Source organism: Actinomadura madurae (assembly GCF_047130825.1).
Lineage (GTDB): Bacteria > Actinomycetota > Actinomycetes > Streptosporangiales > Streptosporangiaceae > Spirillospora > Spirillospora madurae.
This window is the reverse complement of record NZ_CP083237.1, coordinates 8011805-8026045: the sequence shown is the minus strand read 5'-3', so window position 1 is coordinate 8026045 and position 14241 is coordinate 8011805. Positions and strand designations below refer to the sequence as shown.

The following is a 14241-nucleotide window of genomic DNA, read 5'->3' as shown; positions in this document are numbered from 1 at the left end:
TCCCTACGACGTGCTGGATGCGGTTTGCAGGCGCTGGAGCGCGTCGTGGCTCAGCGGGTCGGCGCTCAGCTTCGCGGCATAGATCGCGGCGCCGATGTCGGGTGGGAAGAGGGGGTCGCGCAGCTCGAAGGCGGCGTACCGCTCGCCGAGTTCGCGGTGGAAGGCGTCCAGGATCGACGGGCCGGCGTTGAACACTCCGCCGGAGTAGGAGACGGGCACCGGCCGGCCCGGCGGGAACCCGAGGTGCGTGCGCGCGGTGTCCACGGTCTCGGCCAGTTCCCGCGCGGCCTCGGTGAGGATGCCGGCCCCGTGGCGGTCTCCCTGGTCGGCCGCGGTGACGACCAGCCTGCTGAGGGCTGCGATCTTGCTCCGGCTCCCCTGCCAGCGGTTGAGCACCACGTCGACCAGGTCGAGATCCTCGTCGAGGTCCAGGTGCTCCTTGATCAGCGCGTGCAGGGGGCCGGCGGGCAGGCGGCCGTCGCTCATCTTGGAGAAGCAGCTGAGCCCGCGGATGCCGATCCAGTAGGCGGACCCCTCGTCGCCGAACAGCTCGCCCCAGCCGCCGACGCGGACGCGGCGGCCGTCGCGCTCGCCGTAGGTGATGGAACCGGTGCCGCTGACGACGTTGATCCCGTCCTCGCAGCCGAGGGAGCCCGCCCAGCTGCAGACCATGTCGTTGCCGCAGGCGAAGCGGTCGTGCCCGAGGGCATCGCGGGCGGACGCGTTGAGGGTGGCGATGTCGCCGCTGACCTCGCCGTAGGTCGGGAGGCCGAAGAACGCGTGCCGGACGTCCCCTGACGCGATGCCGGCCTTGGCGCAGACGTCCGCGACACCGTCCCGCAGAACGCGGCCGACCAGGTCGATGCCCACCGAGAAGTAGTCGGTGGACGGGCCTTCCACCTGCGCGGTGATCTCCCCGTTCCCGGTGACCAGGCTGAAGGCGGTCTTCGTCCCGCCCCCGTCGACTCCGAGGAACATGGTCACGCCCCGGCTCCGGGCGCGATGGCCGCCCGCGGCGGCTCAGCCGAGTGGGTGGATGGTGACGCCTTGCACGACACGGTTGACCTCCTGTGCGGGGAACGGGTTGTCGGGTCGGTGTCCTAGACGGAGGGAGGTGTGCAACGCGATAACCTGCGCGAACAGGGCATAGCAGAGCGCTACCAGGGCATCGTCCAAGCCGTCCAGTCCTGGGAGGCGCCAGAGGTCCTCCCCGGGCTCGCCGTCCTGGGCGGTCAGGGCGAGGACGCCGTCCGGCGCGAGCGACCGGCGGAGCTCCTCCACCAGGTCGAGGTCGTAGCGCCGGGTGTAGGCGTCGTTGGACACGTAGACCACGGCCAGCGTCCGATCGTTCAGCACGGCCTTGGGGCCGTGCCGGAAGGCCAGGGGCGACTCGGCGTGGGTCACCACGTCACCGGCGGCCAACTCCAGCAGCTTGAGCGCCGACTCCTGCGCGAGGCCCCGCAGTGGGCCGCTCCCGAGATAGACGAAGCGCTCGTAGCCCGCCGCGGCCAGCGACCGGGCTCGTTCGGCGATGGCGGGCAGCGCGCGTTCGGCGGCGGTGGCGAGCCGGTGGACGGCCTCGTCGGCCGTGCCGTCGCCGAGTACGAGCAGGACGCCGAGCACCATGCACGTGAAGCTCGACGTCATGGCGAAGCCCTGGTCGTTGGCCGCGGCCGGCATGCGCAGCACCATCGAGGACTCCGCACCGGCGTGCTCCTGGTAGAGCAGACCGTCCGGGTTGCAGGTGACGACGAGATGGTGGCACTCGGTCAGGAGCCGGTCCGCGAGCCGGGTCGCGGCGACGGCTTCGGGGCTGTCCCCCGAGCGGGAGAACGAGACCAGCAGCGTCGGCACGTCCTCCGCGAAGCAGCCGTGCGGGTCGGCCACCAGCTCCGTGCTGGCGACGGCCTCGACGCGGCGGCCGAGGCGGCGGCCGAGCGCCGGCGCCAGGAGTTCGCCGGCGTACGCGGACGTCCCCGCACCGGCCAGCACGATGCGCACGTCACGGCGATCGAGCAGCGGACGCAGGAAGGCGTCGCGCTTCCCGCCCAGCGCCGAGACCGTCTTGGCCACCTCGCGCCACAGGGCGGGCTGCTGCGCGATCTCACGGGCCGTCCGGCCCGCTCCGCGGTCGTCGAGTTCGCCGGCTGCGTACCCCAGGGTTCGATCCATGAAGGTCGGGTTCCTCCTCGCGTGGGTGGATCTCAACGGCGCCGGCCGCCGCGGGCGCGCGTCCGCGGCACCGCCGGGCCGTCACCGTGGCGCCGGACGGGATCGAGGGGAAGTCCGCTCACGGTGGTGCTCCCCCCGTCCTCGCCGGATGGTCTATCCGGAACGTAAGTGGTATGCGTTTGGTTTGTCAATGGCCTAGATCCGGCATTCTTTGGTTCGACCCCGGTAGCGACGGCGCAGGCCAGAAGGGGCAGAGCACGCGGCGGCCCGAACTGGACGATCAGCTCAACCGGTATGCTTCTGGTATGACTGTTGAGCAGACGCCGCTGCCCCGCGGCCTGTTCGCCGACGACGCGCTCCCCCTGTACGAGCGCACGGCCGCGCAGTTGCTCGAAGACCTGCGGGCCACCGCCGCGCGCGCCGGTGACCGGCTGCCGTCCGAGCGGGCGCTCGCGGCCCGGTACTCCGTCTCGCGGGTGACGCTGCGGGCCGCCCTCGCCGAACTGGAGTCCCGGGGCATCGTGCGTCCGGCCTCGTCACGCGGCTGGTTCGTCGCCGAGCTCCAGGTCCCCGAGCAGGCGGCGGCGCCCACTGTGACGGCCCCGCAGGTCCAGGGCTTCGCCGACTACGCGCAGGCCAACGGCCTGACGGCGCGCAGCGAGGTCCTGTCCGCCACGGTGCGCCCGGCGACGGTGTCGGAGGCCGAGCAGCTCCGCATCGCCCCCGGTGCCGACCTCTTCGACCTCCACCGGCTCCGCTTCCTCGACGACCTGCTGGTCGTGCTCGAACACAACCGGCTCCCGCTGGCGGCCTGCCCGGCCCTGGCCGGGACCGACTTCAACAGCGCCTCGCTGTACGCGACCCTCCGCGCGGCGGACCCGCCGCAGCTGCCGCGCGTCGCCGACTACGAGGTCGAGGCCCGCCATCCGACGCCGCGGGAGATCGAGCTGTTCAAGATCGGCGACACCATGCCGATGCTCGTCGCGACCCAGCTGACCTTCAACCAGGCGGAGCGCCCGATAGAGCTGACCGTCCAGGTCTACCGGGGCGACCGCTACCGGTTCCGCGCCTCGATCACCAACTGATCGGGCCGTCCTGATTCAGGCGTCCTGGACAAGGCGTGCTCGTCGCGTCTCCAGGAAGGTCCGCTCGGTGTCGTTGGTGGCCAGGGCGATGGCCTCGCCGTAGGCGGCGACGGCCTCGGCGGTACGGCCGAGGCGGGCGAGGAGGTCCGCGCGGGTGGCGGGCAGCAGGTGGTAGCCGGGCAGGTCCAGGTCGTCGACGATGGCGAGCGCCGCGTCCGGTCCGTGCACCTCGGCGACGGCGACCGCGCGGTTGAGCGCCACGACCGGGGTCGGGGAATGCCGCAGCAGCTGGTCGTACAGCGCGAGCACCTGCGTCCAGTCGGTCGCCGGGCCGTCGGTGTGCACGGCGTTGATCGCGGCCTGCAACTGGTACGGCCCCGGCTGCCCCCGCCGCAGGCACCGCCGCACCAGCTCGTGACCCTCGGCGATTAGCTCCCGGTTCCAGCGCGACCGGTCCTGCTCGGCCAGCACCACCAGCTCGCCCGAGGGCCCCACCCGTGCCGGCCGCCGCGCCTCGGTTAGCAGCAGCAGCGCCAGCAGCCCGATCGCCTCCGGCTCGTCGGGCATCAGCTCGGCCAGCTCCCTGGCCAGCCGGACCGACTCCAGGCACAGGTCCGTGCGCAGCAGCTCCCCCGACGTCGAGGCATAGCCCTCGTTGAAGATCAGGTAGAGCACGGTCAGCACCGAGGCCAGCCGGTCGGGGAGGTCGGCGGCGGCGGGCACCCGGTAGGGGATGCGGGCGTCGCGGATCTTCTTCTTCGCCCGGACGATCCGCTGGGACACCGTCGCCTCGGGCACCAGGTAGGCCCGCGCGATCTCCGGCACCTCCAGCCCGCCCAGCAGCCGCAGGGTGAGCGCGGTCTGCGCGAGCGGCGACAGCGCCGGGTGGCAGCAGGTGAACATCATCCGGAGCTGGTCGTCGCGCACCGGTCCCACCTCCTTCGGCTCGTCGGGCTGGTGCAGCAGCAGCGCCTGCGCATGGCGGGCCTCCCTGGTCGACTCCCGGCGCAGCCGGTCGATCGCCCGGTTCCGGGCGGTGGTCACGATCCAGGCGCCGGGGTTGGGCGGCGGCTCCTCCCACTTCTGGACGGCGGTGGCGAACGCGTCCTGCACCGCCTCCTCGGCCAGCCCGATGTCACCGAGGACGCGCGTCAGCGTCGCGACGCACCGCCCGTACTCCGCCCGGTAGATGGCGTCCAGATCATCCGTTCTCAGGCCCACTGCGCGTCCATGAAGGGCCGCACCTCGACCGGTTCGCCGCAGGCCAGCGCGCATTTCTCGGCCCAGGCCAGCGCCTGGTCCAGGTCGTCGCACTCGATCACCCAGAACCCGCCGAGCTGCTCCTTGGTCTCGGCGAACGGGCCGTCGGTCATCGTGGTCGTCCCGTTGCCCGGACGCACCACGGTGGTCGCGTCCGAGGGCAGCAGGCCCCCCACGAACACCCACGAGCCCGCCGCCTGCATCTCCTCGGTGACCTTGGACGTCCGGGCCATCTGCGCGCGCATCTCCTCCTCCGGGGGCTCCGGCGCGCTCTCGTCGAACTGGACGGCGATCAGGTACTTCATCACGATCAACTCCTCGACTCCATCAACCGGCCGCGTGCGCCACCATCAGCACCTTTCCATGCCGGCCGCCCCCGTGCCGGAAGCCGGGACGATCTCCGGGAGGTCCGTCGCGGTGTCCTCGTCCTCCGGGATGCCGTCACCGCCGCCGGACGCGTCCCGCACGTGCCTGAACGCCCACACGGCGAGGACGGCGAGGACGGCGTAGATGACGGCACTGACCAGGCCGACCACATGCACACCGGACGTGAACGCGTCGCGGGCCGCGGCCAGCAGGTCCTCGCTCTGCCCGGCGGGCAGCCGGCCGGCCGCGCCGACCGCGCGGTCGACGCTCTCCCGGGCGGCGTCCGCCACGTGGGGCGGCAGCGTGCCGAGCGCGTCCTCCACGCGGCCCCGGTACACCGCGGTTCCGAGCGTGCCGAGGGTGGCGATGCCGAGCCCGAGGCCGAACTCGGTGGTCGTCTGCACGATCGACGCCCCGGAGCCGGCCCTGTCCGCCGGCACCGCGCCCATGGCGAGGTGGTTGCAGAGCGCGGCCAGCGGCGCCGTGCCGAGCATGACGACGCACATCGCGATGAAGACCGTTTCCGGGCCGGACGCCGAGTCGGCCAGCACGAAGAGCGTGTAGCCGACACCGGCCACGAGCAGCCCGCCCGCGATCAGGTACGCCGGGCGGACGCGGTTCGCCAGCGACGGGGTGACCAGGTTGCCGATGATCATCAGCACGTTGGGCACCAGCAGGAGCAGACCGGCCTTGAGAGGGGTGAGGCCGGCGACGTTCTGCAGGTACAGCGTGACGAGCAGGAGCGTTCCGGTGCCCACCATGGCGGTCACGAAGAACAGGCCCAGCGCGGAGCTGAACGTCCGGTCGCCGAACATGCTCAGGTCGAGCAGCGGATGGGGCAGGCGCCGCTGCCGCCGGACGAACACCACCGCCACCGCGATGCCGACCGTCAGCGCGACCGCGGGCGTCCGCGCCCAGCCGTGGGCGGCCAGTTCCTTGAGCCCGTAGACGAACGGCAGGATCGCAGCCAGGGACAGCACGACGCTGAGCGGGTCGAGCCTGCCGGACCGCGGTGCACGCTGGTCGGGAAGCAGGAAGGGACCGAACACCAGCAGCAGCATGATCCCGGGCACGGCGACCAGGAACACCGAGCCCCACCAGAAGAACTCCAGCAGCACGCCGCCCACGAGGGGGCCGAGGGTCATCCCGCCCATGAAACAGGTCAGATAGACGGCGAGGGCGCGGCTGCGCTGCCGCTGGTCGGTGAACATGCCGGTGACCAGGGCCAGCACCGACGGCATGACCGCGGCACCGGCCACGCCGAGCAGCGCACGGCTCGCGATGAGCATCTCCGGGCTGGTGGAGAACGCCGCCGCCACGGAGGCGATGCCGAACAGGGCGCCGCCGGCGAGCAACAGCCTCTTGCGGCCGATCCGGTCACCGAGGGTGCCCATGGTGACCAGGAAGCCCGCTATCAGGAAGCCGTAGATGTCGACGATCCACAGTTGCTGGACGCCGCTCGGGGCGAGCCCCGCGGTCAGGTGCGGGACGGCCAGGTACAGAACGGAGAAGTCCATCGAGACCAGGAACGTGGGCAGGCCGAGCACGGCCAGCGCGGCCCATTCGCGCCGTCCGGCTCTGGGGGTGGTGGTCGCGGTGCTCTCGTGGAGCGGCGGGGTGACCGACATCGCGGGGCCTCCGGTGTGCGGCGACCGGCCGGTGCCGGTCTCTCACCCTCGCTACGAACGGGTCCGGCGCCGTTCGACACCTCGCGGGAAAAGATTCGGCGTACTCGTCCGCACGGGCTCCTGGCCGGCGGCGGGCTCAGCGGGACGGGATGACCGCGACGGGGCACTCCGCGTGGTGGATGACTCCGTGGGTCGTCGAGCCGAGCTGCGGTGGGGGCCACCGGTCGTGGGCGCCGACCACCAGCAGGCGGGCGTCGCGGGAGGCGTTGGACAGCGCGATGACCGGGTGTTCCAGGACGATCTCGTCGACGACGTCCACGTGGGGGTACTTGTCCCGCAGGGGCCTGTAGGCGGCGATGAGCTGGTTGCGCAGGTCCAGCTCGATCTGCTCGGCGTCGATGACGTAGCCGGCCTCGATCAGGGTCGCGAACGTCTGCCAGGCGTGGACGACGCGGAGCCGGGCCCCGTGGACGGCGGCGGCGTCGAAGGCGTAGTCGAGCACCTGGTCCACGTCCCGCAGCAGGTCGATCCCCACGATGACCTCGCCGCGGTCCGCGGCGTCGCCACGGACGATCACGACCGGGACGGCGGAGCGCCCGGCCATCTTCAGGCTCGTCGATCCCAGCAGCAGGCTGGCGAAGCCGCCCCGGCCGCGGCTGCCCAGCACCAGCTCGAACGCGTTCTCCGACTGCTCCTGCAGGGCCTTGGACGTCTCCTCGGCGACCAGCGCGGTGGTCGCCACCAGGTCCGGCCACCGCTCGTGCACGTGCTCGACCGCGGCGACGAGGACCGCGTGCCCCGCCTGGGTCGTCTGCTCGACGATCTCCGGTGGCGCGAACAGCGGGGCCTTGTAGGGCCAGCTCTCGACGGCGTGGACGATGTGCAGAGGGCGCCTGCGCAGGACGGCGTCCGCGGCGGCCCAGTCGAGGGCGCGGTCCGACGCCTCGGACCCGTCGGTGGCGACGACGATCGTCTCGGACATCGCGATCCCCTTCTCGTCACTCTCGGTTCATTTCGCGTTACCGCGCGGGATTGATGTGCTCTAGGCGGTTGCTATTCCACGCTTCATCGCGGGAGAACCCCGTCCCAGAGGCAAAGGTCCTTTCCTCAGCGATGCCTGGGGCCGCGAGAGCGACGGCCGGCCCCCACCAGCCCGCTGACCAGGACTTTGGCACGCGACGACCGGGACCTTGGTCCCTGTCCACCGAGCGGACGGCAGCGGAGTCTTGAAGGGTGTCCAATGGAGGAACCACAACAAACACCCACACCGTCCTACAAAACACCCCTGTGCAGTTCACAGCGCGGGGCAGGCACGATGGCGCAGGCGCGACACGTGTCACGATCGCGGGGGAACTGGACATCGCCACCGCCGCCGATTTCGGGATCGAGCTGGCCCGGCTGATCGACGACCGGGGGCCGCACGTCCTGATCGACACGTCGGCGCTGACCTTCTGCGACGCGCGAGGCTCGCGCGAGGCCTGGCCGCGATCGCCGCCGCCGAAGGACTGGCGCGCCGCCGGGGAGGTACGGTCACGTTGACCGGCGTCCGTCCGCAGCTCGCGAAGATCCTGCGCGCCGCCCGCCTTGAGCGGCTGGCCCGTGCCCGCACGGCAGCCCGTCCGCGGCGGCCCGCGCTGGAGGCGGTTGCCGCTGATCGGCGCCTTTGACCACACCGAAGAGGGCACTCATGGAGCGCAACGCACCGGACCGCACCCTGAAGATCGGCGGCCGCCGGCTCCCGGTCGTCGGACCCGCCCGGATGTACGTCTGCGGGATCACCCCGTACGACGCGACCCATCTCGGGCACGCCCGCACCTTCGTCTGGGCCGACGTGGCCGCCCGCGTCCTGCGCCACGCGGGTGGCGACGTGCGCGTGTGCCGCAACGTCACCGACGTCGACGACGTCCTGAACCAGGCCGCGCACCGCGCCGGCAGCCCGTACGACAGCTTCGCCGCCGTCCAGCAGTTCTATTTCGAACGCGACCTCGACGCCCTCGGCGTCCACCCCGTCGATCACCAGCCGCGCGCGCACAACCATGTCGTGGAGGTGGTCGCGCTCGCCCAGGGCCTCATCGCGTCCGATCACGCCTACGTCCGCGACGGCGCGGTCTACTTCCGCGGCGCCGACGTCCCGCGGCGGGCCGGACTCGACGCCGACCGGGCGCATGCCCTGCTGGCCGAATACGGTGACGCGCCCGACGATCCCGCGAAGGAGCACCCGTTCGACGTCGCCGTCTGGCGGCCCTCGCGATCGGGTGAGCCCGCCTGGCCCAGCCCGTGGGGCACGGGACGCCCCGGCTGGCACGCCGAATGCACCGCGATGGCCATGACGACCTTCGGCCCCGCTCTGGATCTGCACTCCGGCGGCACCGACCTGCGTTTCCCGCACCACGCCTACGAGGCCGCGATGGCCGAGGCACTGACCGGGGTGCGCCCGTTCTCCCGGTCCTGGCTGCACGTCGGGATGGTCTGCCGGGACGGGGTCAAGATGGCCAAGTCCACCGGCAACCTGGTGCTGGTGTCGGACCTGATCCACGACCACGCGGCCTCGGCCGTCCGGCTCATGCTCCTCACCGAGCCGTGGGCGGACGAATGGGATTACACGCCCGGCGATCTCGACCGTGCCGCGGCCGACCTGGACCGCCTCCATCAGGCGGCCGGGCGCCGCCGCTCCTCCCCCGCGGCCGAGGCGGCGGTGACCCGGGCACTCCTCGACGAGCTCGACCTGCGCACCGCGCTCGGCGTCGCGGAGCAGGAGGGCGGACGCACCGCACGGCACGTCATGCGGGTCCTGGCCCTCGGCTGAGCCTTCGCCGGCGCTGGCGGGCACCCGGGCGCCTACTGGCGCGGGTGGTCGCCGCCGGCGATCTGGTCGACGGCGTGGGCCAGGACGCGGCCGAGGACGGTCATGCCGTCGCGGACGCCGCCGGTGGAGCCCGGCAGGTTGACGATGAGGGTGCGGCCCGCGACGCCGGCGAGGCCGCGGGACAGGATCGCGGCGGGGACCTTCTCGCGGCCCTCCAGCCGGATCGCCTCGGCGATGCCCGGGATCTCCCATTCGAGGACCCGGCGGGTCATCTCGGGGGTCTCGTCGGTCGGGGTGAGGCCGGTCCCGCCGGACGTGACGACGACGTCGTAGCCCTGGGCGACCGCGTCCCACAGCACGTCCGCGACCGCGTCGCCGTCCGGGATGACGACGGGACCGTCCACGCGGCAGCCGAGGTCCTCCAGCATCTCGACCAGCACGGGCCCGGACCTGTCCTCGTACACGCCCGCGGCGGCCCGGTTCGACACGGTGACCGCCATCGCCCTGATCACCGGCGCCACACCCCGGTCTTGCCGCCGGTCTTCTCCTCGACCCGCACATCGGTGATCACCGCGGCGGGGTCGACGGCCTTGACCATGTCGACCAGCGCGAGCGCGGCGACGCCGACGGAGGTGAGCGCCTCCATCTCGACGCCGGTGCGGTCGGCGGTGCGGGTGACGGCGGTGATCGCGACGCCGTCGTCCCGGACCTCCAGGTCGACGGTGACGCCGTGCAGCGCGATCGGGTGGCACAGCGGGACGAGGTCGGGGACGCGCTTGGCCCCCATGATCCCGGCGACGCGGGCGACGGACAGGGCGTCGCCCTTGGGGACGCCGCCCGCGCGCAGCAGGGCGACGCACTCGGCGGAGAGCCGGACGAAGCCCGTCGCCGTCGCCGTCCGCGCCGAGACGTCCTTCGACGACACGTCGACCATGCGGGCCGATCCCTTGTCGTCCAGGTGGGTGAACTCGGGACCCGTGGAATTCACGACGGCAACCTCATCACCTCGACGTGCGAACCGGCCGGCACGGCCTCCGCGTCCTCCGGCAGGACGATGAGCGCGTTCGCGGAGGAGAGGGAGGCGAGCTGATGCGAGCCCTGCGTCTCCGCGGCCGTGACGATGTAGCCCTGCTCGTACGTCAGCCTGCCGCGCACGAAATGGCGGAGCCCGGCGGGCGAGGCGACGTCCTCGGCGAGGACGGCCCTCACGGTCGGGAGCGGTTCGGGAGGCAGCCCCTGCATCGCCAGCAGGGCGGGACGCACGAACACCTGGAACGAGACGTACGCGCTCACCGGATTGCCCGGAAGCGTGAAGACCGGCGTGCCTTCGAGGAGGCCGAACCCCTGCGGCTTGCCGGGACGCATGCGCACCTTGTGGAAGCCCACCGTGCCCGTACCGGCGAGGACCTCCTTGACGACGTCCCTGGTGCCCATGGAGACGCCGCCGGTGGTGACCACGGCGTCGGCCCTCACGAGCTGGTCGTGGAGCATCTCCAGGACCTTGGCGGGCTCGTCCTCCACCGTGGCCTGCCGGTAGCCCACCCCGCCCGCCTCGACCACGGCGGCGGTGAGCATGAAGCTGTTCGACTCCCAGATCTGGCCGGGCGCGAGCGAACCGCTGCCCGGCTCGCGCAGTTCGTCACCGGTGGCGACGACCACGATGCGCGGCTTCGGGCGGACCGTCACCCGGGCCCGTCCCACCGCCGCGATCATGCCGATCTGGGGCGCGGTGAGCCGGATGCCGGCGTCCGCGACGACCTGCCCGGCGACGACGTCCTCCCCCGCGCGGCGGATGTAGTTGCCGGACGGCGCGGCGCGCGAGATCCGGACGGTGGCGTTGCCGCCGTCCGTCCACTCGACGGGGACGACCGCGTCGGCGCCCGCCGGCAGCGGCGCGCCCGTCATGATCCGGGCGGTCAGCCCCGGACGGATCGCCGCCACGCCCGAGTCGCCCGCGACGATGTCGCCGACGACGGGCAGCGCGACCGGACCGGCCTCGGTGGCCGCCGCGATGTCGGCCGCGACGACGGCGTAGCCGTCCATAGCGGAGTTGTCGAACGGCGGCAGCGGCACCGGCGCGGTCACGGGCTCGGCGAGCACCGCGCCCTGCGCCTCCAGCAGCGCCATGTCGAGCGGCGGCAGTGCCGTGACGCTGCCGAGGATCTCCGCCAGATGCTCGTCGACCGTTCTCATCTCCACGCCCCCAGTCTGGCGTGCCGTCACGGGTTCTTCGCGCCGCCCACGCCGTCCTGTCGCTGGACGAACTCGCGCAGCCACGGGAGGAACTCGGGCGCCAGATCAGGACGTTCCGCGGCGAACTGGACGACCGTCCGCAGGTACTCCAGCTTGTTGCCGGTGTCGTAGCGGCGGCCCCGGAACTTCACCCCGAAGACGCCTCCGCCCTGGTCGGCGGGCATGTCGGCGAGGGTGCGCAGCGCGTCGGTCAGCTGGATCTCGCCGCCGCGCCCCGGCGGGGTCTTCTCCAGGACGTCGAACACCGCGGGGTCGCAGACGTACCGGCCGATGATGATCCAGTTGCTCGGCGCCTCCTCGGCGGCGGGCTTCTCGACGAGGTCGGAGATGCGCACGACGTCCTCCTCGGAGGTCGCCTCGATGGCCGCGCAGCCGTACGCCGAGACCTGGTCGGGCTCGACCTCCATCAGCGCGATCACGCTGCCGCCGTACCGGGCGCGGACCTCGATCATCCGCCGCAGCAGCTTGTCGCGGGCGTCGATCATGTCGTCGCCGAGCAGCACCGCGAACGGCTCGTGGCCGACGTGCTGGCGGGCGCAGTGCACCGCGTGCCCGAGGCCCTTGGGCTCGCCCTGCCGGACGTAGTGCATGATCGCCAGGTCGCTGGACTCGTGCACGGCGTCCAGGCGCTCGTCGTCGCCCTTCGCGCGGAGCGCCTCCTCCAGCTCGTACGCCCGGTCGAAGTGGTCCTCGATCGACCGTTTGCTGCGTCCGGTGACCATGAGGACGTCGGAGAGTCCGGCGTCCACCGCTTCCTCGACGACGTACTGGATCGCCGGTTTGTCGACGATCGGCAGCATTTCCTTGGGAGTCGCCTTGGTCGCGGGCAAGAATCGGGTACCGAGGCCGGCCGCGGGGACGACCGCCTTGAGCACTGGTGCAGAGTCGGCCATGTACAGACCCTAGTCATCCGCGAGGACCTCAGCGTGCACGACATCGATTCGAAGAACGGCCTGCGGGCCGAACTGCTCGGCCGACGTGCGGCGATGCCGCCCGAACAGCGCGCGGCGGCGGCGCGGCCGATCCGCGACGCGCTGCTGGAGGTCCCGGAACTGGAGATGGCCGGGACCGTCGCGGCATACGTGTCGATCGGCACCGAACCGGACACCCGCAGCCTGCTGTTCGCGCTGTGGAAGCGCGGCACGTACGTGCTGCTCCCCCGCCTGCTCCCGGACGGCGACCTCGACTGGGCGTCCTACGAGGGGCCGGACTCGCTCGTCCCCGGGGCGCGCGGGTGCCTGGAGCCCTCCGAGCCGCCGCGCGGTCCCGGGGCCGTGGCCAGCGCGGACGTCGTGCTGGTGCCCGCGGTGGCCGTCGACCGGACGGGCCTGCGCCTCGGGCGCGGCGGCGGCTCCTACGACCGGGCGCTGGCGCGGGTCGGCCCGGCGATCCTGACCGTGGCGCTGCTGTACGACGGCGAGCTGTTGCCCCGCCTGCCCGCCGAGCCGCACGACCAGCGCGTCCGGGCCGCGGTGACGCCGTCCGGGGGGCTGGTCCGGCTGCCGTGACCTGCTCGTAGAGTGAGGGAGGCAAGATCGCGGGCGGGGCCGCGGTCGCGGACGGCCTGACAGGAGGTTCGAGATGACGGCGCCGTGGCGGATCCTCTCCCTGCCCCCGATCGCGGAGGAGATCGTCCGCGGCCTGTTCGCCCCGCTGGGCGACGCCGCCGAGGTGGTGTTCCCCGAGTCCAGGGACCGCGCCGCCCTCCTCGCCGCGCTCCCGGGCGCCGACATCGTGATCGGCGACTTCGCCGGCCGGCTGGCGCTGGACGCCGAGGCCGTGGCCGCCGCGCGCCGGGTGTCGTTCGTCCAGATGCCCGCCGTCGGGACCGACAGCATCGACGTCGCCGCGCTGGCCGCCGCGGGCGTGCCGGTGGCGAACGCGGCCGGCTTCAACGCGCGGGGGGTCGCCGAATGGGCGGTCGGCGCGGCGTTCGCGCTGTGCCGCGGCCTGGCCTGGGGCGACCGGGCCATGCGCGCGGGCGGGTGGCCGCAGATGGAGATGGCCGGGCGCCGCCCTCGCGAGATCCACGCGCAGCGCGTCGGCATCGTGGGGTACGGCGCGATCGGCGCCGAGGCGGCGCGGCTGTTCACCGCGCTGGGCTGCGCCGTCTCGTACTGGACGCGGCGGAAGCGCGCCGAGGCGGTGGCCGCGTACCGCGAGCTGGACGACCTCCTCGCGACGTCCGACATCCTCGTCCTGGCCCTGCCGCTGACGGACGAGACCAGGGGGCTCGTAGGCCCGGACCGTCTCGCCCTCCTGCCCGACAAGGCGCTGCTGGTGAACGTGGGGCGCGGAGGGATCGCGCCCGACGACGCGGTCCTGGCCGCTCTGGACTCGGGACGCCTGGCGGGGGCGGCCCTGGACGTGTTCGACGAGGAGCCCCTCCCGCAGGGGCATCCGCTGCGCTCCCACGAGGACGTGCTCCTGTCGCCGCACGCCGCCGGGACGTCCGTCCAGTCCCAGTTCGCACTGGTCGCGATGGTGCAGGACAACGTCACCGCGGCCATCCAGGGACGAAACGTGCAGAACGTGGTCAACGGGGTAAATCCGCAGGTCAAACGCCGTTAACCACGCTCCGCGCCACGCCATCCCTCAACCTTAAATATGCGATTTGCCGGTGAATCTGTAGGATTCCTAAACGATCAACTTTGACGACCCCGAAGGGTGG

At 72.6% G+C, this 14241-nt stretch carries 15 protein-coding genes; 5 read left to right on the top strand and 10 right to left on the bottom strand.

All coding sequences use genetic code 11. The features are described 5' to 3' along the window. Positions 1-3: 3 nt before the first annotated feature. Both K8Z49_RS37210 and K8Z49_RS37205 read right to left on the bottom strand, forming a co-directional pair. The gene (locus K8Z49_RS37210; RefSeq protein WP_075023661.1) at positions 4-978 is read right to left on the bottom strand and encodes a BadF/BadG/BcrA/BcrD ATPase family protein; all 975 of its coding nucleotides are present in this window, start codon (positions 976-978) and stop codon (positions 4-6) included. A 42-nt stretch (positions 979-1020) separates the two neighbouring features. Continuing rightward, positions 1021-2172, bottom strand: a complete 1152-nt coding sequence (locus K8Z49_RS37205) for an SIS domain-containing protein (RefSeq protein ID WP_412516357.1) — start codon at positions 2170-2172, stop codon at positions 1021-1023. A gap of 305 nt (positions 2173-2477) precedes the next feature. Here K8Z49_RS37205 and K8Z49_RS37200 point away from each other — a divergent pair, with 305 nt between their 5' ends. Further along, on the top strand, positions 2478-3257 hold the full coding sequence (locus K8Z49_RS37200) for a GntR family transcriptional regulator (RefSeq protein ID WP_021594931.1): 780 nt from the start codon (positions 2478-2480) through the stop codon (positions 3255-3257). 15 nt (positions 3258-3272) lie between these two features. Here K8Z49_RS37200 and K8Z49_RS37195 read toward each other — a convergent pair whose 3' ends face one another. The 4 genes from K8Z49_RS37195 to K8Z49_RS37180 form a co-directional block, all read right to left on the bottom strand. Then, positions 3273-4478 carry an RNA polymerase sigma factor gene (locus K8Z49_RS37195; protein ID WP_412516356.1) on the bottom strand — a complete coding sequence of 402 codons (1206 nt, stop codon included), beginning with the start codon at positions 4476-4478 and terminating at the stop codon, positions 3273-3275. Next, positions 4469-4822 carry a YciI family protein gene (locus K8Z49_RS37190; protein ID WP_235206384.1) on the bottom strand — a complete coding sequence of 118 codons (354 nt, stop codon included), beginning with the start codon at positions 4820-4822 and terminating at the stop codon, positions 4469-4471. Before K8Z49_RS37190 ends, K8Z49_RS37195 begins: the two co-directional genes overlap by 10 nt. A gap of 45 nt (positions 4823-4867) precedes the next feature. Beyond that, positions 4868-6511, bottom strand: a complete 1644-nt coding sequence (locus K8Z49_RS37185; RefSeq protein ID WP_412516355.1) for an MFS transporter — start codon at positions 6509-6511, stop codon at positions 4868-4870. A gap of 136 nt (positions 6512-6647) precedes the next feature. Further along, positions 6648-7493 carry a universal stress protein gene (locus K8Z49_RS37180; protein WP_021594935.1) on the bottom strand — a complete coding sequence of 282 codons (846 nt, stop codon included), beginning with the start codon at positions 7491-7493 and terminating at the stop codon, positions 6648-6650. A gap of 305 nt (positions 7494-7798) precedes the next feature. Here K8Z49_RS37180 and K8Z49_RS37175 point away from each other — a divergent pair, with 305 nt between their 5' ends. Together K8Z49_RS37175 and K8Z49_RS37170 are read left to right on the top strand one after the other, a co-directional pair. Next, positions 7799-8050: an STAS domain-containing protein gene (locus tag K8Z49_RS37175; RefSeq protein WP_412516354.1), complete on the top strand. Its 252-nt coding sequence runs from the start codon at positions 7799-7801 to the stop codon at positions 8048-8050. A 148-nt stretch (positions 8051-8198) separates the two neighbouring features. Continuing rightward, a complete protein-coding gene (locus tag K8Z49_RS37170) occupies positions 8199-9317 on the top strand; it encodes a class I tRNA ligase family protein (protein ID WP_021594937.1) in 1119 nt (372 codons plus the stop codon). Between the two features lie 32 nt (positions 9318-9349). On the opposite strand, the gene K8Z49_RS37165 is transcribed toward K8Z49_RS37170, so the two are convergent. From K8Z49_RS37165 to galU, 4 genes are read right to left on the bottom strand one after another with little or no spacing between them, the layout of a single operon-like run. Next, a complete protein-coding gene (locus K8Z49_RS37165) occupies positions 9350-9817 on the bottom strand; it encodes a MogA/MoaB family molybdenum cofactor biosynthesis protein (RefSeq protein ID WP_033331257.1) in 468 nt (155 codons plus the stop codon). Between the two features lie 8 nt (positions 9818-9825). After that, on the bottom strand, positions 9826-10305 hold the full coding sequence (gene moaC, locus K8Z49_RS37160) for a cyclic pyranopterin monophosphate synthase MoaC (RefSeq protein WP_111832121.1): 480 nt from the start codon (positions 10303-10305) through the stop codon (positions 9826-9828). Beyond that, complete coding sequence (glp, locus tag K8Z49_RS37155; RefSeq protein WP_412521247.1) at positions 10302-11510, bottom strand: gephyrin-like molybdotransferase Glp; 1209 nt, start codon at positions 11508-11510, stop codon at positions 10302-10304. Before glp ends, moaC begins: the two co-directional genes overlap by 4 nt. A 26-nt stretch (positions 11511-11536) precedes the next feature. After that, a complete protein-coding gene (gene galU / locus K8Z49_RS37150) occupies positions 11537-12463 on the bottom strand; it encodes a UTP--glucose-1-phosphate uridylyltransferase GalU (protein ID WP_075023600.1) in 927 nt (308 codons plus the stop codon). 33 nt (positions 12464-12496) lie between these two features. Between galU and K8Z49_RS37145 the strand changes: the two genes are divergently transcribed. Beyond that, entirely contained in the window at positions 12497-13078 is a 582-nt protein-coding gene (locus tag K8Z49_RS37145) for a 5-formyltetrahydrofolate cyclo-ligase (RefSeq protein WP_412516353.1), read from the top strand. A gap of 73 nt (positions 13079-13151) precedes the next feature. Continuing rightward, positions 13152-14141, top strand: a complete 990-nt coding sequence (locus tag K8Z49_RS37140) for an NAD(P)-dependent oxidoreductase (RefSeq protein ID WP_021594943.1) — start codon at positions 13152-13154, stop codon at positions 14139-14141. The last annotated feature ends 100 nt before the right edge of the window (positions 14142-14241 follow it).

Bases quoted from the DNA above. Each gene is read 5' to 3' on its own strand.
- K8Z49_RS37210 (WP_075023661.1), bottom strand. From the start codon at position 978: ATGTTCCTCGGAGTCGACGGGGGCGGGACGAAGACCGCCTTCAGCCTG.
- K8Z49_RS37205 (WP_412516357.1), bottom strand. From the start codon at position 2,172: ATGGATCGAACCCTGGGGTACGCAGCCGGCGAACTCGACGACCGCGGA.
- K8Z49_RS37200 (WP_021594931.1), top strand. From the start codon at position 2,478: ATGACTGTTGAGCAGACGCCGCTGCCCCGCGGCCTGTTCGCCGACGAC.
- K8Z49_RS37190 (WP_235206384.1), bottom strand. From the start codon at position 4,822: ATGAAGTACCTGATCGCCGTCCAGTTCGACGAGAGCGCGCCGGAGCCC.
- K8Z49_RS37185 (WP_412516355.1), bottom strand. From the start codon at position 6,511: ATGTCGGTCACCCCGCCGCTCCACGAGAGCACCGCGACCACCACCCCC.
- K8Z49_RS37180 (WP_021594935.1), bottom strand. From the start codon at position 7,493: ATGTCCGAGACGATCGTCGTCGCCACCGACGGGTCCGAGGCGTCGGAC.
- K8Z49_RS37170 (WP_021594937.1), top strand. From the start codon at position 8,199: ATGGAGCGCAACGCACCGGACCGCACCCTGAAGATCGGCGGCCGCCGG.
- K8Z49_RS37165 (WP_033331257.1), bottom strand. From the start codon at position 9,817: ATGGCGGTCACCGTGTCGAACCGGGCCGCCGCGGGCGTGTACGAGGAC.
- glp (WP_412521247.1), bottom strand. From the start codon at position 11,510: ATGAGAACGGTCGACGAGCATCTGGCGGAGATCCTCGGCAGCGTCACG.
- galU (WP_075023600.1), bottom strand. From the start codon at position 12,463: ATGGCCGACTCTGCACCAGTGCTCAAGGCGGTCGTCCCCGCGGCCGGC.
- K8Z49_RS37140 (WP_021594943.1), top strand. From the start codon at position 13,152: ATGACGGCGCCGTGGCGGATCCTCTCCCTGCCCCCGATCGCGGAGGAG.